At 67.6% G+C, this 15,710-nt stretch carries 19 protein-coding genes; 11 read left to right on the forward strand and 8 right to left on the reverse strand.

All coding sequences use genetic code 11. The annotated features are described in order from the left end of the window. Positions 1-93 precede the first annotated feature (93 nt). Entirely contained in the window at positions 94-576 is a 483-nt protein-coding gene (locus ACIA1L_RS20365) for an SAM-dependent methyltransferase (RefSeq protein ID WP_396074380.1), read from the forward strand. Here ACIA1L_RS20365 and ACIA1L_RS20370 read toward each other — a convergent pair. The 5 genes from ACIA1L_RS20370 to ACIA1L_RS20390 all read right to left on the reverse strand — a co-directional run bounded on the left by ACIA1L_RS20370 (position 555) and on the right by ACIA1L_RS20390 (position 5,025). Next, positions 555-1,289, reverse strand: a complete 735-nt coding sequence (locus ACIA1L_RS20370) for a hypothetical protein (RefSeq protein WP_396074381.1) — start codon at positions 1,287-1,289, stop codon at positions 555-557. The two genes, ACIA1L_RS20365 and ACIA1L_RS20370, sit on opposite strands and share 22 nt — an antisense overlap. A 106-nt stretch (positions 1,290-1,395) precedes the next feature. Further along, on the reverse strand, positions 1,396-2,112 hold the full coding sequence (locus ACIA1L_RS20375; RefSeq protein WP_396074382.1) for a GNAT family N-acetyltransferase: 717 nt from the start codon (positions 2,110-2,112) through the stop codon (positions 1,396-1,398). 26 nt (positions 2,113-2,138) lie between these two features. Then, a complete protein-coding gene (locus tag ACIA1L_RS20380) occupies positions 2,139-2,744 on the reverse strand; it encodes a sugar transferase (RefSeq protein ID WP_396074383.1) in 606 nt (201 codons plus the stop codon). 76 nt (positions 2,745-2,820) lie between these two features. After that, on the reverse strand, positions 2,821-3,870 hold the full coding sequence (locus ACIA1L_RS20385) for a GNAT family N-acetyltransferase (protein ID WP_396074384.1): 1,050 nt from the start codon (positions 3,868-3,870) through the stop codon (positions 2,821-2,823). Between the two features lie 36 nt (positions 3,871-3,906). Next, a complete protein-coding gene (locus tag ACIA1L_RS20390; RefSeq protein WP_396074385.1) occupies positions 3,907-5,025 on the reverse strand; it encodes a DegT/DnrJ/EryC1/StrS family aminotransferase in 1,119 nt (372 codons plus the stop codon). A 63-nt stretch (positions 5,026-5,088) separates the two neighbouring features. Between ACIA1L_RS20390 and ACIA1L_RS20395 the strand changes: the two genes are divergently transcribed. Continuing rightward, positions 5,089-5,649 (forward strand): low molecular weight phosphatase family protein, encoded by a 561-nt coding sequence (locus ACIA1L_RS20395; RefSeq protein ID WP_396074386.1) that lies wholly within the window; start codon positions 5,089-5,091, stop codon positions 5,647-5,649. On the opposite strand, the gene ACIA1L_RS20400 is transcribed toward ACIA1L_RS20395, so the two are convergent. Then, positions 5,636-7,234, reverse strand: a complete 1,599-nt coding sequence (locus tag ACIA1L_RS20400) for a polysaccharide biosynthesis tyrosine autokinase (RefSeq protein ID WP_396074387.1) — start codon at positions 7,232-7,234, stop codon at positions 5,636-5,638. The two genes, ACIA1L_RS20395 and ACIA1L_RS20400, sit on opposite strands and share 14 nt — an antisense overlap. Positions 7,235-7,420: 186 nt before the next feature. Here ACIA1L_RS20400 and ACIA1L_RS20405 point away from each other — a divergent pair, with 186 nt between their 5' ends. From ACIA1L_RS20405 to ACIA1L_RS20445, 9 genes are all read left to right on the forward strand, one after another. Next, on the forward strand, positions 7,421-7,747 hold the full coding sequence (locus tag ACIA1L_RS20405; protein WP_396074388.1) for a hypothetical protein: 327 nt from the start codon (positions 7,421-7,423) through the stop codon (positions 7,745-7,747). Positions 7,748-7,910: 163 nt separating this feature from the next. Continuing rightward, complete coding sequence (locus tag ACIA1L_RS20410; protein ID WP_396074389.1) at positions 7,911-8,522, forward strand: hypothetical protein; 612 nt, start codon at positions 7,911-7,913, stop codon at positions 8,520-8,522. A gap of 863 nt (positions 8,523-9,385) precedes the next feature. Continuing rightward, positions 9,386-9,877 carry a hypothetical protein gene (locus ACIA1L_RS20415; protein ID WP_396074390.1) on the forward strand — a complete coding sequence of 164 codons (492 nt, stop codon included), beginning with the start codon at positions 9,386-9,388 and terminating at the stop codon, positions 9,875-9,877. An 83-nt stretch (positions 9,878-9,960) separates the two neighbouring features. Beyond that, positions 9,961-10,455, forward strand: coding sequence for a hypothetical protein (locus tag ACIA1L_RS20420; RefSeq protein ID WP_396074391.1), 495 nt, complete (start codon positions 9,961-9,963; stop codon positions 10,453-10,455). Between the two features lie 31 nt (positions 10,456-10,486). Beyond that, positions 10,487-10,948 (forward strand): hypothetical protein, encoded by a 462-nt coding sequence (locus ACIA1L_RS20425; protein ID WP_396074392.1) that lies wholly within the window; start codon positions 10,487-10,489, stop codon positions 10,946-10,948. Then, complete coding sequence (locus ACIA1L_RS20430) at positions 10,945-11,724, forward strand: hypothetical protein (protein ID WP_396074393.1); 780 nt, start codon at positions 10,945-10,947, stop codon at positions 11,722-11,724. The genes ACIA1L_RS20425 and ACIA1L_RS20430 overlap by 4 nt, the downstream gene beginning before the upstream one ends. A gap of 142 nt (positions 11,725-11,866) precedes the next feature. Continuing rightward, complete coding sequence (locus ACIA1L_RS20435) at positions 11,867-12,244, forward strand: hypothetical protein (protein ID WP_396074394.1); 378 nt, start codon at positions 11,867-11,869, stop codon at positions 12,242-12,244. 25 nt (positions 12,245-12,269) lie between these two features. Next, positions 12,270-12,596: a hypothetical protein gene (locus ACIA1L_RS20440; RefSeq protein ID WP_396074395.1), complete on the forward strand. Its 327-nt coding sequence runs from the start codon at positions 12,270-12,272 to the stop codon at positions 12,594-12,596. Between the two features lie 650 nt (positions 12,597-13,246). Next, positions 13,247-13,858, forward strand: coding sequence for a hypothetical protein (locus ACIA1L_RS20445; RefSeq protein WP_396074396.1), 612 nt, complete (start codon positions 13,247-13,249; stop codon positions 13,856-13,858). A 61-nt stretch (positions 13,859-13,919) separates the two neighbouring features. Here the strand turns inward: ACIA1L_RS20445 and ACIA1L_RS20450 are convergent, their stop codons facing one another. Together ACIA1L_RS20450 and ACIA1L_RS20455 are read right to left on the reverse strand one after the other, a co-directional pair. After that, positions 13,920-14,282, reverse strand: coding sequence for a hypothetical protein (locus tag ACIA1L_RS20450; RefSeq protein WP_396074397.1), 363 nt, complete (start codon positions 14,280-14,282; stop codon positions 13,920-13,922). Positions 14,283-14,300: 18 nt separating this feature from the next. Next, positions 14,301-15,611, reverse strand: coding sequence for an L-serine ammonia-lyase (locus tag ACIA1L_RS20455; RefSeq protein ID WP_396074398.1), 1,311 nt, complete (start codon positions 15,609-15,611; stop codon positions 14,301-14,303). Between the last annotated feature and the right edge of the window lie 99 nt (positions 15,612-15,710).

Genomic DNA, 15,710 nt, shown 5'->3' on the forward strand with positions numbered 1-15,710 from the left:
GCACGCCTAGCTGAACGAGCGGCAGGGTCTTGTCAGTGTCAAACCTCCGATGCACGGACCGCGGGGAGCACGCAAGATCGAGAGGAGTAGCACATGCCGGATAAGGATTTCATTGTCGAGCCGGTCGCTCACGTGGTGGGTGGTCGCATCGAGCCGACTGACGACTATTGGGGTGGGACGCGGTCGATCATTCGGATCGAGGGCAGCAGGGTCGCGCCAGAGTCAACCAAGGGGCTTGAGGACTTCTCCCACCTCGAGGTGGTCTTCCGCTTCCACCTGACAGACCAGAGCGATCTGAGCCGCGGCGCCCGGCGGCCGCGGGACAATCCGAGCTACCCCGAGGTGGGGATCTTCGGTCACCGCAACATGCGCCGCCTGAACTGGCTCGGTGTATCGCGATGCCGCCTGTTAAGGGTTGACGGACTCGATCTACACGTGGAGGAACTCGACGCCGTTGACGGAACGCCGGTCCTTGACATCAAACCCTGGTTCATTGATTTCGGGCCAAGAGGTGAGGTCTACCAAGCAACCTGGGCCACCGAGATGCTAGCCAGCTATTTTGCGTGTAGGCCGTGAGCCGGTGCACCACCGGCACGTTCGGTGCGCCAGATGGCGTGATCGACCATCCATGGTGTCACTGGTCGGTGGAGGCGCTTGGACAACGCCGACGCCGCATCGTGGAGCATCACGCGGGCTTGGACTGGCGAAACCGGTGCAGCGTGACGAGCCAGCCAGCGCAGGACCATCCGGTCAGGTTTGATCGCATCGTCGTCACCGACGAGCATCCAGAGGTAGCTGAGGCGGATGCCGGCCCGTCCGGCGCCAGGAACTGCCGCCAGTGCATGATCAATCTGCGACCGGACCGAAGAGCCATCAACGACGAGCGTCGCGGCGCTGCTCAGGTCGTTTATCCCCTGCTCGGCGAAGACGCGCGCGAAGCGCAGCGCAGCATCGGCCTTGGCGATGCCAGCCCGGGTGGAGGTTCGCTGGGCGTTGGTGATTGCTTGCAAAGCCATCGTGTCGGGGTACCGGGCTAGGAATCGCTCCAACCGCATCGGATCGTCAGGCGGAGGGCTTCCGGGTGGGATCAGGGGCGTGGTATCGCCAGCGAGTTCGGAGATGCGCCTGACTAGCGGTACGACCACCGCGTCGTACCGCGCGCCGATCGACCACACCGCGTCGAGGATGCAATAGCTGAGGCTGGCCCATCGGCCACTTCGCGGCTGTGGGTCCAGCGCTTCGATTGCGTCCAGGAGCGCAGGGTTCAGTTCCCTGTGCTCAGAAGACATGTCTTCAGCGACGAGTTTTCTGATTCGGACTCCAGGGACGATCTCAGGCCGGCTCCTACCACGTGGAGCATGGCGGCCGGTCGTATCAAGTGACGGGAACCTTCCGTCAAGGGCAGACTTCGCGCGACATTCGTAGAGAATGCGCAATTGACAGGTCATCCGGCGCCTCGACGGTCGTCGTCACTACTCTGTCAGCGCCAAGAGCTGCAGCTAGATAGGCAACGCCGGGACAGCCCGGGGGGACTCTCAGCTTTCTCCCGACCTGGCGAACTCGTCGCGACTCGCCAGAGCGCAGCCGCAGCGTCAAGTCGCCGAAGCCATAAGCCTGCATATGAGCGCTGAAGACCGGCCAGTCGATCGCCTGCAAACTGGTTTCATCGGCACCGGCATGATCGACGTGCCGCCAATAGGTACTCCCAGTGGCAACGAAGCCTCTACGGCGATAGAGATTCAGGGCCACAAGGTTGTCAGCGAGCACATCGAGTCCGAGCCTGCGAATGTCCATGCTCTTGGCGAGTTGCGCGCCGTCCTCCATCAGCAGGCTGGCCAGGCCCATGCCTCGGGCGTGCGAGGCCACCGCGATGCCATTGAGGAAGAGTTCTCCAGGGAGAACACGCCAATCGGCGGTCCCGACCGTTTCCGAGCCGATGCAGACAGTACGGACCAGGACCGTGCGCATCGGCGCTGGCGCGCCCAGCACGGCCCGGAGGTATGCGGCATAGCCATCGGCGTGATATGGGACCAGACCTCGAATGGATTCGTGTACCGACTCCGCGAGAAGCGCCGTAGCTTCCTGAACTGCGACCGGGTCGGTCGCGTCCATGTCACTGACCCGACCGGTCGTCTCCGTCAGACCCGGCATTGCCGCTCGATGTCCAGGTCCTGCATGGCCGCGCTCGGGTCCACGGTGACGCCCGAACCGGCGACCGCGCCCCAACCGGTTTTGACAAGGATCGAGAGATCCATGCCGAGGCTCCAGTTGCGGACGTAGCGCACATCCATCGCGAGGCGCGCGTCCCAGCCGACATTGTTTCGTCCGCTGACCTGGGCCAGACCGGTTAGTCCGGGGCGTGCGGCGAAACGCAGTCGTTCCGTGTCCGTGTACCAACGGTCGTACCTGGTGAGCAGCGGCCGGGGGCCGACCAGACTCATCTCCCCGCGCATGACGTTGATGAGCTCTGGAAGCTCGTCGATGCTGCTTTTACGCAGGAAGCGACCGAGCGAGGTCAGCCGCTCAGTGTCACTGAGTGGCTTGCCGTCCGCGCCGTGCGAGTCCCGCATAGTGCGGAGCTTCATCAGCCGGAATCGCTGCCCGGATAGGCCGGTTCGGGTCTGGGTGAAGATGACTGGTCGCCCCATGGTGAGAGCGATGGCTGCCATTGCCAGCAACAGAAGTGGACTCAGGACCACGAGCAGCAGCATCGCGATGGTCAGGTCGGTGATCCTCTTGGTCACCGAACGGTGCACGTTCCTCCGGCGCATCGGTCTTCCAATCAATGAGTCAGAAAAGCAAGGTCAGAACAGGCGTAGCTCAGAGGGCGGCAACGGACGCGCGGTAGGCCGGGAAGAAGCCTTCGTCCAGGACCCCGCCGACCTCTTGAAGACGTGCTGCGACCAGCGCGTCATATCGCTGCTGGCAGCCGATCAACTTCGCGGTACGAAAGCCGCGAACGCCCTGCGGATCGAATGCCTTCTTGTATCGGTAGATGCCGTCGTCCTTTTTGTACCCGCCGCCCAGCACGTAGCCGTGGCGCCCGGTCTGCTGACCGAATGAGGCCACTTCGTGTTTCAGCAGGTCGTTGGGTGACATCGAGAAGGCTTCCGCCAACGTGCCGCCCAAGAAGGAGTAGAGGTAGGCGTCGCTCTGAAGCACCAGCTCCACACTGACTACCTCGTCCTGGCTGTTGACCACTGAAAAGACGCTGTAGCTCCCCGAGATTCCATCGGCGAGAGCGGAGAAGAAGCTTCGATCGAAGCGGTACCACTGGGCTGCGCTCCGACGCTGCATCGTCGACGAGTAGACGTTCAGGAACGCGTCAACGTCCTGGAGGTTGTCGTCCCTACGTACGCTGCAGCCGGCGCGCAGGGCTTTCTTGACGTTCTTGCGCACCTTGTGTTCGTAGTTGGCCCACAGCTCCTCCGGACTCTGCCGAAGATTGACCACGATGTTGTCCGCCGTCTCGGTGATCGCGGTACGCCCGGTGCCAAGCCGGCCGGACAGGCCCGACTCGAGCGACAGACGCAGGAAGGCGGAGCAGATGCCTTCGTTGGCTGCCCAATCCTCGACCTCGGTCAGGACCTGATCGATATCGACGGAGCCAGACACGAAGGGCCCGCCGTACCCGTAGGGCGAGATGGCGTCGGTCAGCTCGTCCTGTGAGAGGGCTGCCGGCACCGGGCGAACGATGAGCGGAAGAAGCGCGAACTCGCCACCGTTTTCCACCACCAAGGCTAGTGCTCTCTCGCCGGCCGCCGCGAACAGACCGCTGTAGGAGGGGTGGGCAAAGGGCTCACGGCCGCACGCCGCCCACCGCTCCAGCCACACCTCGCGGTCCGTTACGGCATCCAGAACGTGAATCATGCGTACTCCTGATCAGAGGATAGGTTCGGATCGACGTCAGCGTTCTGCGAGAAATGCCTTCACGCTGTCCAGCACCCGGCGGACGTTCGATTCGTTCAGGCCGGAGCCGCTGGGCAAGCTCAAACCCCTCTGGAACAGTCGTTCCGCCACTCCCGTCAACACCGAGTCCGCGCCGGCGAAGACCGGTTGCAGGTGCATCGGCTTGAAGACCGGCCGGGTTTCGATGTCGTGTTCGGCGAGGTGTCGGGCCAGGCTGGCGGCATCCCAGCCGGCGCGGGCCGGGTCGATGATCACGCTGGTCAGCCAGCAGTTGGCGCCGTCGTCCTGGCCGAGCAGGTCAACGCCGTCGATGCTGGCGAACAGCTTGGCGTAGGCGTCACGCAGCGCCCGGCGGCGGGCGATCATCTCGTCGAGTCGCCGGAGCTGGGCACGGCCCAGGGCGGCCAGGATGTTGCTCAGCCGGTAGTTGTAGCCGATCTCTTCGTGCTGGTAGTGCGGGACCGGCAGGCGCGCCTGGGTGGACAGGTGCCGGCAGCGCTCGATGAGCTCACGGTTGTCCGACAGCAGCATGCCACCGCCGGACGTCGTCATGATCTTGTTGCCGTTGAAGGAGATCACGGCTGCGGCGCCGAAGGAGCCGGCCGGTCGCCCCCGATAGGTGGAGCCGAGCGATTCGGCGGCGTCTTCGATCAACGGCACCCCGGCGGCGTCACACGTACGGATGAGTTTGTCGTAGTCGGCGCACGTACCGAAAAGGTCCACGGGCAGGACGGCGGCGACGGTGTCGCCGTGCACGTGGAGGGCTTGCTCCACCAGGTCCGGATCGAGGTTTCCGGTGGCGGGGTCGGCGTCCACGAAGATCGGCTGGGCGCCGGTGTACGCCACCGCGTTGGCCGTGGCGGCGAAGGTCAGCGTCGGCACGATCACCGTCTGACCTGCGCCGACGCCCGAGGCGAGCAGCGCGAGGTGCAGGCCTGCCGTGCCAGAGCTGACTGCGACGGCGTGCGCGACGCCGGCCCGGTCGGCGACCTCACGTTCGAAAGCGTCGACGGCCGGGCCGGCCGGAGCGACCCAGCCGGAACGCAAGGCCTCAACAACGTACGTCTCTTCGAGGTCGCCGACGTCGGGGGCGGACAACAGAATTCGTCCGGTCATCGTGGGGCATCCTTTGCGGAACTGTCGACAGGAGGGCAAGCGGTGTCTGCGGATCGTTTCGGAATGCTTTTCGTGTGCCACGCGAATCTGTGCCGGTCGCCGTTGGCGGAGCGGCTGGCGCGGCGGGCGTTCGACGACGCGTTCGGGCCGGCCGCCGCCGCGGTCGTGACGGCGAGTGCGGGGACCCGGGCGTACGACGGGTCGCCCATGCACCGGGGCAGCTCCGACGTGTTGGGTGAGTGCGGGGTGGACGCGTCCGGGTTCGTCAGCCGTACGGTGACCGCCGGAATTTTGCGCGACGCCGACCTGGTGTTGACCGCCACGCGGGAGCAACGCTCGGCCTGTCTGGCGGTCGAGCCGGGGGCCGTCCGGCGGACGTTCACGGTGCGGCAGTTCGCCAGGTTCGCGGCCGTGGTGCCGCCGATCACCGCGGGGTCGCCCGCGGAGCGGATGCACCGGCTGGTGGCCGAGGTGAACGACCACCGGCACCTGGTGCCCGCGGCGCCGGGCGACGCCGACGACCTGCCGGACCCGGTCAACCAGCCGATCGAGGCGTTCCGGGTGTGTGCCGAGGATGTGTGGGGGTCCCTGCGCGCGGTGGTCGGGGTGATCACTGCCGTTTGACCTTCGGCACCGACGCCGTCCCCTCGTAGTGGCCGGCGTCGGGCTTGCGGTACGCCCGCAGATCGGTCGTCGGGGTGTCCACCGCGTCGACGAGGCGCCCGTGGCGGGACTTTTCCTTGGCGACGTTCGGCGTGTACTCCTGCCGGAACGGTGAGGCGGGGAGCTTCGACTCGCCGATGCCGCCACCGGAGTTGCGGGGCCGCGGCGGGGCGGTCGTCTCGGGGGCGGTCACCTCGTCGGTAGCGGACGCGTAGCTGTAGTACGCGTACGTGCTGCCCTTCTTGGCGGGCACCATGTTGAGCACGCAGCCGTGCAGCTTGGCGCTCACCTTGGCGAGGGCTGCCGCAGCCGTCTGCGCCTGCGACACCGTGGTCTTGGCGTGCCGGGAAACCAGCAGGCAACCGTCGGCGATGGTCGACATGACCGCGGCGTCGGTGACCGGCAGCAGCGGCGGGGTGTCGATGATGATGACGTCGAAAGCCGTGCCCAGCGCCGTGAGCAGGTCGGCCATGTTGCCCGAGCCGAGCAGCTCGCTGGGGTTCGGCGGGACGTAACCGCTGGGCAGCACCCACAGGCCGCTCTTGCCCCACGGCTGCACCACGTCACGGACGTTGGCCTGCCCGGCGAGGACGTTGGTGAGCCCGACCGCACCTTCCAGGCCGAGGTATTCGGCGATGCGGGGACGCCGCAGGTCAGCGTCGATGATGATGACCCGCTTGCCCGCCTCGGCGAACGCGATGCCCAGGTTGCAGGCGGTGGTGGACTTGCCCTCACCCGGCAGGGCGCTGCTGACGACCAGGCTGCGCAACGGCCGGTCCACGTGCACGAACTGCAGGTTCGTCCGCAACTGACGCATTGCTTCAGCCCGGGTGGACTGCGCACTGCCCTCAGTGATCAGCGGCGACTTGTCGGCCTTGCGGTCGAACGGAATCGCACTCAGCACCGGCGCCGACGCGGCCGCATTCAACGCCTCCGGCGATCGAATAGTGCTGTCCAATGATTCGCGCAGGGCCGCGGCCCCCACCCCGAGAATCAAACCCAGAGCAATAGCCAGGCCCACATTGCGGACAGGCTGCGGCGACACCGGCGCATCTGCCAGCTTCGGCTCCGCAATGATCTGTACGCCCACCGTCGGCGACTTCGAACCCGGCGGCGTCTCCAGCTTGCCGATCAACGCCGGAAACTCCACGGCCAGCCGCTGGGCCAGTTGCAAGGCCCGAGCACGATTCGTATCCGTCACCGTTGCCTGCACCAGCACGGTATCCGGGACGACCTGCGCCGCGATCTGCTTCTGAATATCCTCGGCGGCCAAGCCGGCCGGATCCGCCGCCGCGACCGACTGCGCCAGCCGGTTGCTCGTCAGCACGTCCACATACGACTTGACTCGCTGCTGGGCGAACTGGCCGCCCTGGAACGCCTGGGTCACCTCGGTGCCGCGGGTGTTCACGAAGAACGTGACGGAGGCGGCGTACGTCGGCGGGGTGAGGAGGGTGACGCCGACGGCAACGCCGACCGACACCGCGATTGCTCCTGCGACCAGCCACCATCGCTTCCGGACGGCGCGCAGGTAATCGCGCAGGTCCATCGAGTTGCCTCCTCTATTCGTGTCCCGGTATCCGCCATTCGGTCACCTTCATCGGCCCGAACTGCGCATGTATTCGGTCATCGGTTACGCGTTGTCCCGTACGAGCCCGCGCGCAACCGGGGCTCATCACGGATAACGGCGCATAGCGCCTCCAATGATGGTTCACCGAGCAGAAACTCCGACGACGTGGAAGATTTCACCCGGAAGAGGCAGCATGATTTCCGCGACGGCCGACATGGCACCGCGAAATGCCTGGTCAGGCCGGTTACGGCCGGGACCCGACGACTGCTGCCCGCCGCCGGGAATCCGCGCGGAACAACCCGGTCCGAGTCGATGACCGCATTGTTGTCGGGGCTATTTCTCGATCGTTGTTCGGCAATGCCGCAACGGTATTACCCGGGTCGTCATTCCCAGACTAAAAGCCCCACCGGCGGCGGAATGGTGGGGGCCACGCTCGACGGCGAGGAGGTGGAGCCGGCACCGGACTCGAACCAGACCGCGTCGTCGGTGTGACCACCGGCGGCCCGCCGCCTGCGATCGAGCCACGGGCGACCCCGGCCCAGCGCCGGAGGGTCGCGACAGAGCCCGGTGCACCCGAAAGGGCTGACATCGCAACGAGAACGGGCCTGGCCCGTTGTACGTCGAGGGCTAATCACAAAATCTGGAAGAGGCAGCAATGAGCCGCAATCGGGCTATCGCTTTTCTCACCTCGGTCATCGCCGCACTGGCGATGAGCCTGGGGTTGACGGCCTTCACCGCAACCGCGGCATCGGCCACGCCGAAGGTGCACTACCCGCCGCCGCCGCCGTCGCTGGTGGTCAACAAGGGCGTGGTGAAGTACGGCGTCTCCGTGCGGGCTACGGGCCGCAAGTACGCCAAGAAGGAGAAGGTCACCGTCACTGTCACCTTCCGCAAGAAGGGCTCCACCAAGTGGAAGACCATCAAGGTCTCCACGGTGCGCACCGACAGCAACGGCAAGTTCACGTACAACCTGAAGGCCTTCGCGGCCGGCGTCCTGATCATCACGGCCAAGGGGAAGAACTCGCGTAAGAGCGCTTCCGCCGCCGTGTATGTGATCGACAAGAAGAAGGGCGGCGGCTGGAACATCCGCCGTGCCTCGTTCACGGCCGGCGGCCCGGCGGGTATCGGTGGCACCGCGGTGACCCCGGCCAGCAGCCCGGCCGACTCGAACGGCGCGTGGCTGGCTGTCGCGGGTCTGGGCGTCCTCGCCCTGGCTGGCAGCACGGTCGTCACCCGGCGCACCATGCGGCGGCGTCAGCACAGCTGACCGCACGTGCTGGAAGGCACCGGCCCGTACCTCTTGCGAGGTGCGGGCCGGCGTCGTTTCCGACGAGCCGCGCTCACGTCACTCTCTCGGGCTAATCCGAGTGGTCCCAGCACGTTGATCAAAACCTGGAATTCGCCGCACGAAGGCCCGATCTCCGCCGGCGTCCCCGTAGCGTTTTCTACTACGAGACGCCGTCCTACCTGCGAAGCGACGGCGTCTCCCCAAAACACCTGCGGCTTACGAACCCGGCAGGTGATGGAGAAAGAAGAAAAGTGAAGAGGATCCGCGAACCGTGTCGTGGCGCGTTTGCGGATCGGGCGAGCCCTCGGCGGCCAGAAAACGCCGAGGGCCCGTGCCACGAAACGATAGTCCAGTGAAGAGCCTCACCGTTCTCCGGCCGTCGCAGAAACGCCCCCCTTCGACGGCCGGGACGGTGCGGACCCGCCGCGTCCTCCCGGCACCGGCGGTTCCGCCGGTCCCCGTCACCCCGCCCGGTGACGGGGATTGGCGGCACAGCGTGACCGACACCGATTTGAAGAGTTCCCGAGAAAGGTGGTAGCCGCATGTTCTCGCTGGTGACAACGTTCATCGAAGCGTTGACAGCGCGAAAGCGCATCGACGATCGATGCTGCGGATGCGGCGCCGTACCCCGGACGGGTTAACCCGGTGAGCGCAGAAGCGGGATTACATCCGGCGGTAATGCCGAACGGACATCCGATCACGTTTCTGCCCTTGGTCCGGGAATGTTGTGCCGCGCCCGTTTTCCGCCTCCACCGGAGGGCGCAGGCAGTTCATTCCCCGTGGCTCCGGCCGTGTCCCGGCGGCCGGAGCCACATTCATGTCTTCGCAGGAGGAAAGCGCACATGCGCAAACTGAGCAGACGGTCCACCACCGTCGTCGTCACCACCGTGGTCGCCGTGGGCGCCGCTGGTGCCGCCTGGGCCGCCTGGAGCCTCACCGGCTCCGGCACCGCCGAGGCCAAGGCTGGTTCGGTGGTCACCCTCAAAGTCACCAGCGCGGGCCTCGCGGCGGGCGGGCTCACGCCCGGCAACCCGACCACGGTGCTGCTCACGGTGGAGAACCGCAACGCTTTCCCGGTGAAGATCACCAACATCGACCTGACCCAGCTCGACTCGACCCAGCAGGGCTGCGACGCCAGCGCCAACGTCGACGTCGTCAACGACGCGGCCCTGCCCACCAAGGCGACCGTGCCGGCGGGCAGCGAGGACAAACCGGCGACCGCGCAGATCGCGTGGAGCGGTCCGCTGCAGATGAAGGCGGACCCGGCGGACGCCTGCCAGGGGGCACCGTTCACGTTCAACGTCCACCTCGACGCCGTCAGCGCGGCGGCGTGAGCACGGCGATGGGGCAGGGCGGTCACGCCGCCCTCGCTCCGTCGCCGCCGGCCCCCGATGCCCTCAGACCGAAAAGGACTGGCATGCGCAAGCTCAACCGTCGCGGCAAGGCGATCCTCAGCGCCGCCGCCGCTGCCGCCGTGATCGTCAACGCCGGCGCGGCCTGGGCATACTGGAAGCTCGGCGGAGCCGGCACCGGTGTGGCCGTGGCAGGATCCGCGGTGGAGCTCGAGCTGCAAGGCCGCTCCGACAACAGCGAATCGCTATATCCCGGCGCGACGGCCGGCCTCACCGTCACGGTCACCAACCGCAACGGCTTCCCGGTCCGCATCACCTCGATCAGCCCCGGCGACGGCAAGGTAACGGCGGACGCCGCACACCGCGACGCCGGTTGCCTCGAGACCGGAGTGATCGTTAGCGCTGATGTGCTGGCCGTGTCATGGGAGGTCCCGAAGAACACCATCGGCGTCTTCACCGTGCCCGGCGGCCTGCGGATGACCAACAGCTCGGACAGCGCCTGCCAGGGCGCCACGTTCACGATCCCGGTCACGGCCAAAGGCCTGAGCAGCGCCTCCTGACCCACCCCTCGCCCGTCTAGGAGTTACCCCCGTGCACCGCTGGCACAAAACCGTGGCCGCCGCCGCGGCCGTCGTGGGCGCGGCCAGCCTCGGCGCCGCCCTGCACGACCAGACCTCGACCGATCAGCAGCTCACCCTCAGCGTGGTGGCGGGCTCCGTGCCGATCCTCACCGTACGCGGCACCGCCGTCGACGGCCTCGTTCCCGGCGCCCGGCGTCGACTGGTCCTGACCCTGGCGAATTCCTCCGGCGTCGACCTGTTGGTGACCGGCATGCACGCCCGCCTCACCGCCACGAGCAAGCCAGGCTGCGCGCCCGACGCCACCAACCTCGAAGTCGAGGAATACACCGGGGCGCTGCCCGCCCGCCTCGACGCGCGAAGCACCCGGCAGGCCGGCTCGGTGCCGCTGCGCATGCCGAACACCGTCGTGGACGCATGCCAGGAAGCAACCTTCACCGTGGCTGTCACCGCCGACGCCGTGGCCGCGCGGTGACGCCACGGCCCGGCCGTACCCGCACGTCGCGTCTCCTGCGGTCGCCGTTGCCGTACATCGGCACGGCGACCGCACTGGTGATCGGGACCGGCGTCGCCGCGTACGGCGACTGGGACGTCAACGCCGACAGGGCCACGTTCACCGTGCACGCCGCGAGCATCCCCCGCATGGACGCACCGAACGCGGTCCTGCCCAGCGGACCGGCGCTGGTCGACGCGGGCGGTCGGATCCTCCGTGGTCCACGGATCACCTGGAGCCGAGTCGAAATCACTCCGTCCGTCGGTGTCCAGCGTTATGTGGTGACCCGCAACCTGGGTCCGATCCGGCAGATCGCCTGCGACGTCCCGGCGCCGCGGCGCGGTTGCGTCGACCTGCTCCCGCCAGCTGGCTATCTCGTGACGTACACCGTCGTGGCCACCCACGGTCGTTTCTGGACCGGGACGCCGAGTCAGGCCAGTCAGCAGCTCCTGTTGCCGGGCAAGGCCGAGCCCATCGTGGTGGACGGGGTGGTCGTCACGCCCGGCCCAGGCGGAACTGCGGTAGTGCCGGGTGTAGACCCCAGCACCAGCGCGGTCGCACCGGCGCCCGGCACGGTTTCCCCGCCGGCTGGCCCCTCACCCGATGTCCCGGTGCCGTCGTCAGCGCCGGTGATCGTGCCGCCCGAGCCGCCCGAGAGTGCACCGGTCGAGGAATCGGTGCCGCCGCCGGTCGGTTCCAGCGGTCCAGCGCCTACAGAAGAAAATGAGAAAGAAACGCTTTCCCCGGCCGTTGAGTAGGCGACCGTCGAAGTTCATGAAAATGTCGCCGTGTCACGCCAAAACACCCTGAACAAACAGTCAAATCGCGGCGCCGGGAGTAGGTCCGCACTGCCGTTACAGAGGGCTTACTTCACCGGGGGCAACTAATAACATTTGCACCATGACGCCAACCGGTTCCATTGCACTTCAGCTCGCCCTCTCGGTCGCCATGGTCATCTTCACCGCATACGTGGCCGGGCGAGTGCACCAGTGGTACCGGCACGGCTTCGACCGCGACGTGGCCTTCCGCGAGGGCTACAACCAGGCGTCGCACACGCTCTTCCAGCTCGCCGTCCGCAACCACCCCGTCGGCATCAACCCCACCGCAAGCGGGTCCCTGCCCAGCGGCTCGCACGCAAGCGACGCCGTGGAAGTCACCCCCGCCCCGGCCCGGCCCGTGGCACCCGCCCAGGTGCGCGCGGTGGTCCCCCTGCACCAACTCCCCGAGCGCACCGCCGTCGACATCCACGCCGAACGGCTGCTGCACCACCACGTCTGACCCACGGAAGGCAACACCAGAAGTCATGACCGTGCCCGGCAACAGCATCATCCAAGCGCTGTTCGCGCTCGCCTTCGTCATCGCCAGCGGATACGCCGCCGGACGCATCCACCAGTGGTACAAGCAGGGACTGGATCGGGACCTGGCCTACCGCAACGGATACGACCAGGCTTCCAACTCCATGTTCGACCTCGCCATCCGTAAGCGTCGGCACGACCCGGCCACCGGCACCGACTTCACTCCCCCCGCGGAAGACCGCTCCCACCTCGTCGGCCACGCCCGCCGCCGCATCCAGCCCGACCCGAAAGCCAAGCCCGCCGGCCGTCGACGTCGCCGCTCCCACACCCGCTGAGACCTAGGCCGAGCAGAGGGCTTTCTGCGACGGGGCACCGATCCAGCAGGCCTGGCTTTCTACGACGGTTACCGATCCAGCCAGCCTCGCTTTGTGCGACGGGCACCGATCCAGCCAGCCTCGCTTTGTGCGACGGGCACCGATCCGGGTCGGCCGAACGGCAGTCCGCTGTGCACCGCCAGACGATGCGGTCGAGCGATCCGGCGGGCGACGATTCAGGTGGGCGGCCACGGGTCACCGGATGCCGCGTGAGATGAAGGCGTTTTCCCAGAACCACTCGGATTTGCCTCCCCGGGTTCCTGGTGTTAACCACGCTGTCGCCGCTGGTCAACCCGAGAAGCGCAGCAGTGGCCGCCAGGCTGTCGAAGATCCATCTGCGGTGGTCGCTCCCCCGGAGGAATTAGGCCGTACCGGCCGTCCTCACTGAGTCATGCGCGGACAAAGCCAGACGGAACGCCGATCTCGGCACGCCGGCGAATCGGGCAGGGTGGTGTCACCGCTCAGCGGCCCCCGTGCCGAACCGGCGGCACCCGGTTGGAACACCCGCCACCGCGCAGAAGGAAGCCCCGTATGCGTACGTCCCGCAGACGGCTCGCCCCGACCGCGACGCCCTGCCCTGTCAGCACCGCCGCCAAGGCCGGTGTGGACTCATGAGGCGAGCCGTCCTGAGCAGTGAACGCCCCGCTGCGGAGGACCGAGCGGAGGACACCGAAGAGCCGCCGGCCGCCGTCGCGGACCCCGACGGCACCACACCCGCACCGCGCCGCACACGGGGACTCGATCCACGCACCCGGAGCATTCTGGTCGCTGCGGCCGTCGCTGCCGTGATCGTCAATGCCGGTGCCATGTGGACGTACTGGAAAATCACCGGATCGCAGAGCGCAGCGGCCGGAGCGGGCGCGTACCTGGAAATGGGTCTGCGGGGGCGCACCAGCCTGGACGTGCCGCTGACCCCGGGCGGCACTGGCGACCTGACCGTGACCGTCTCGAACGACAACGACTTCGCCATCCGGGTCACCTCCGTCGCACCCGGCTCGGGCAACATCATCGCCGACGACGAGCACCGCGAAAACGGCTGCACGCGGCACGGCGTCGACTTCACCAGGCCGGAGCTGCCCGTGCAGTGGGAGGTCAGCCGCAACGACGTGGCCGTGTTCACCGTGCCCGGCGCCCTGCGCATGGCGGCCGATGCCGACCAAGCCTGCCGCGACGCCATTTTCACGGTCCCGGTCCGCATCACCGGCTCGGCCCGCCGCCCCTGACCGACGCCCCGGCCGGCCCTTCGACGCTGGCTAGGCCATCGGGCGGCCCAGCGTGGCGTGGTCAGCTTTTTGACGTGGGCCAGCCGGCGTCTCGGCAGGCCTGGGTGAAGGCGGTAGCGTCCGCTTTCCATGCGGTCGAGGTGCCGTTTGCGCTGCGGCCGATCGCGACAGCCCGCTCCGCGATCCGGTCGTTGTCGCTGTCCGCCGACCACTTGCCGACCTCGTCGGCGAGCGCCAGGCGCGCCTGTTTGGAATCGGCGTTTCGCTGGCCCTCGGCGAACGCGGTGCAGGCGCGCGCAGCCGCGTCGTCGAGGGTGCCCGGCCCCGGCTCCTGGGCGGAACGGCCGATCGCGAGGCCCGCCAGCACCACGAGCAGGACCCCGCCGCCGATCACGAGTTGACGCTTGTTCGGCTTCACCTTCACCGGTGCAGATTATCGGGTTCAGCACTCCACGACGGTGACCGCGAGCCCGCCGCGGGAAGTCTCCTTGTACTTGCTGGACATGTCGCGGCCGGTGTCGCGCATGGTCCGGATCGCGGTGTCCAGGCTGACCCGGTGGTCGCCGTCGCCGTTGAGGGCGAGCCGGGCCGCGTTGATCGCTTTGACGCTGGCGATCGCGTTGCGTTCGATGCACGGGATCTGCACGAGGCCGCCGACCGGATCGCAGGTGAGCCCGAGGTTGTGCTCCAGCGCGATCTCCGCCGCGTTCTCCACCTGCTCGGGGGTGCCGCCGAGCACCTCGCACAGTGCGCCCGCCGCCATCGCCGCGGCCGAGCCGACCTCACCCTGGCAGCCGACCTCGGCGCCAGACAGCGAGGCTTTCCCCTTGATCAGGATGCCGATCGCGGCGGCGGTCAGCATGAAGCGGACCACGCCCTCGTCGTTGGCGCCGGCCACGAACTTGTCGTAGTAGTGCAGCACCGCGGGGACGATGCCGGCCGCGCCGTTGGTCGGGGCGGTGACCACCCGGCCGCCCGCCGCGTTCTCCTCGTTGACGGCGAGCGCGAACAGGTTCACCCAGTCCATCACGTGCAGCGGGTCGGTCTCTGGACGCCGGATCAGCTCGGCGTGCAAGGCGGGGGCGCGGCGGCGGACCCGCAGGCCACCGGGCAGGACCCCGTGCGTACGGAACCCGCGCTCGACACACCCGCGCATGACCGACCAGATGTGCAGCAACCCGTCGTGGATCTCGGCGGTGCTGCGCCAGGACTGCTCGTTGGCGAGCATCACGTCCGAGATCGACAAGCTCTCCCGGCGGCAGACCTGCAACAGCTCGTCACCGGTGGTGAACTGGTGCGGCAGCACTGTGGTGTCCGGGTCGGCACTCGCACCCTCTTCGACCACGAACCCGCCGCCGACCGAGTAGTAGGTCTGCTCGGCGCCGTCGTCGGCGCTCAGTCGCAGGGCGTTGGGGTGGAACGGCAAGCTGCGCCGGTGCCGGACGAATTCCACGGCGGCCGGGTGGGTGCCGTTGAGGAAGAGCTTGCCGTCCGTACCGATCTCTTCGATCCGGACGATGGCCCGGTCGGGGTCGATCGTGGCCGGGTCGGCACCTTCCAAGCCCAGCAGAATCGCGCCGTCGGTGCCGTGGCCTTTGCCGGTCGCCGTGAGGGAGCCGAACAGCTCGACCCGCACCCGGGTCGCGTCCGGGTGGGCGGCCGCGAATCTGCGCGCGGCGCGCATCGGGCCGACCGTGTGCGAGGACGACGGGCCGATCCCGATTGAGTACAGGTCGAAGGCGCTGACCGCCATGACAGGGCTCCCTGGTCGCAGATGACCCTCCCCGCTCTGTCATCTCTACCTGAGAGCTTCACCGCCGTCAGGCGGTTTGCACCGTGGGTGCGGGACCGA

The sequence above is a fragment of the Actinoplanes sp. NPDC051859 genome, from assembly GCF_044452725.1.
Classification (GTDB): domain Bacteria; phylum Actinomycetota; class Actinomycetes; order Mycobacteriales; family Micromonosporaceae; genus Actinoplanes.

Bases quoted from the DNA above. Each gene is read 5' to 3' on its own strand.
- ACIA1L_RS20365 (WP_396074380.1), top strand. From the start codon at position 94: ATGCCGGATAAGGATTTCATTGTCGAGCCGGTCGCTCACGTGGTGGGT.
- ACIA1L_RS20370 (WP_396074381.1), bottom strand. From the start codon at position 1,289: ATGTCTTCTGAGCACAGGGAACTGAACCCTGCGCTCCTGGACGCAATC.
- ACIA1L_RS20375 (WP_396074382.1), bottom strand. From the start codon at position 2,112: ATGGACGCGACCGACCCGGTCGCAGTTCAGGAAGCTACGGCGCTTCTC.
- ACIA1L_RS20385 (WP_396074384.1), bottom strand. From the start codon at position 3,870: ATGATTCACGTTCTGGATGCCGTAACGGACCGCGAGGTGTGGCTGGAG.
- ACIA1L_RS20390 (WP_396074385.1), bottom strand. From the start codon at position 5,025: ATGACCGGACGAATTCTGTTGTCCGCCCCCGACGTCGGCGACCTCGAA.
- ACIA1L_RS20395 (WP_396074386.1), top strand. From the start codon at position 5,089: ATGCTTTTCGTGTGCCACGCGAATCTGTGCCGGTCGCCGTTGGCGGAG.
- ACIA1L_RS20400 (WP_396074387.1), bottom strand. From the start codon at position 7,234: ATGGACCTGCGCGATTACCTGCGCGCCGTCCGGAAGCGATGGTGGCTG.
- ACIA1L_RS20410 (WP_396074389.1), top strand. From the start codon at position 7,911: ATGAGCCGCAATCGGGCTATCGCTTTTCTCACCTCGGTCATCGCCGCA.
- ACIA1L_RS20415 (WP_396074390.1), top strand. From the start codon at position 9,386: ATGCGCAAACTGAGCAGACGGTCCACCACCGTCGTCGTCACCACCGTG.
- ACIA1L_RS20420 (WP_396074391.1), top strand. From the start codon at position 9,961: ATGCGCAAGCTCAACCGTCGCGGCAAGGCGATCCTCAGCGCCGCCGCC.
- ACIA1L_RS20435 (WP_396074394.1), top strand. From the start codon at position 11,867: ATGACGCCAACCGGTTCCATTGCACTTCAGCTCGCCCTCTCGGTCGCC.
- ACIA1L_RS20440 (WP_396074395.1), top strand. From the start codon at position 12,270: ATGACCGTGCCCGGCAACAGCATCATCCAAGCGCTGTTCGCGCTCGCC.
- ACIA1L_RS20445 (WP_396074396.1), top strand. From the start codon at position 13,247: ATGAGGCGAGCCGTCCTGAGCAGTGAACGCCCCGCTGCGGAGGACCGA.
- ACIA1L_RS20455 (WP_396074398.1), bottom strand. From the start codon at position 15,611: ATGGCGGTCAGCGCCTTCGACCTGTACTCAATCGGGATCGGCCCGTCG.